The 746-nt window shown below is 64.9% G+C and carries 1 protein-coding gene; it reads right to left on the reverse strand.

The annotated features are described in order from the left end of the window. A partial coding sequence (locus A3754_RS02790) for a di-heme oxidoredictase family protein (protein ID WP_304439781.1) occupies positions 1-717 on the reverse strand: 717 nt, incomplete at its 3' end. Positions 718-746: the final 29 nt, after the last annotated feature.

The following is a 746-nucleotide window of genomic DNA, read 5'->3' on the forward strand; positions in this document are numbered from 1 at the left end:
GGCCCGGCCACTGATACCATCACCGTCCTCATCCTCCGGGTCGGCATGGGCCAGCAGGTCCGCTTCCGGAATCGCTTCCAGCAGCCCCAACCCAATCACCGGCGGTGCAATGCGCGCGGAAAACAGCGTCGCCGGGTGCATCTCGCCATACGCCAGGTTGCTGAAGCTCAGGCGGGGGACGCGCAGAGCCACCTGATAACCGTCCTCAAACGTGACGATCCGGGTGCGGTAATCGACCCGTACCCGCCCCTCCGGTTCAACACCCGGAATGGCCGCATCCTGAAACTGCCCGCCGTAGGTTGGCTCGGGCATCAAGCCGCTCCGGGTCAGGTCATCGTCGGTCCCCGCCGGCACCGACAAGCGCACCAGCATGGACACCGCCTGCCTGGCATCAGGTGCGGGCGGGTGCCCGCGACCATCCTTGATATGACAGTTCTGGCACGCGTTGGTGTTGAACAGCGGCCCCAGCCCGTCACGGGCATCGGTGGAGGCCGGCGCGATTACCCAGGGGTTGCGGAAAAAGCTGTTGCCCACGCTGAAATCCAGCCGCCGCGACGGCGACAAATTGGCCAACGGCAGAGAGAAGGCGTTCTGGTCCGTCTTGGTCACCGTGGCTTCACCCGCAGACAACACCTCGCCAGGTTCGGCTTCGGTAAACGAGGGGCCGGCATCACAGGCCGCCAGCAGGGCGGCAAGGGTCAACGGGAGATATCGCAAGGGGCAGTCTTCCTTCTTTCTTGATGGCT

Source organism: Alcanivorax sp. HI0083 (assembly GCF_001635175.1).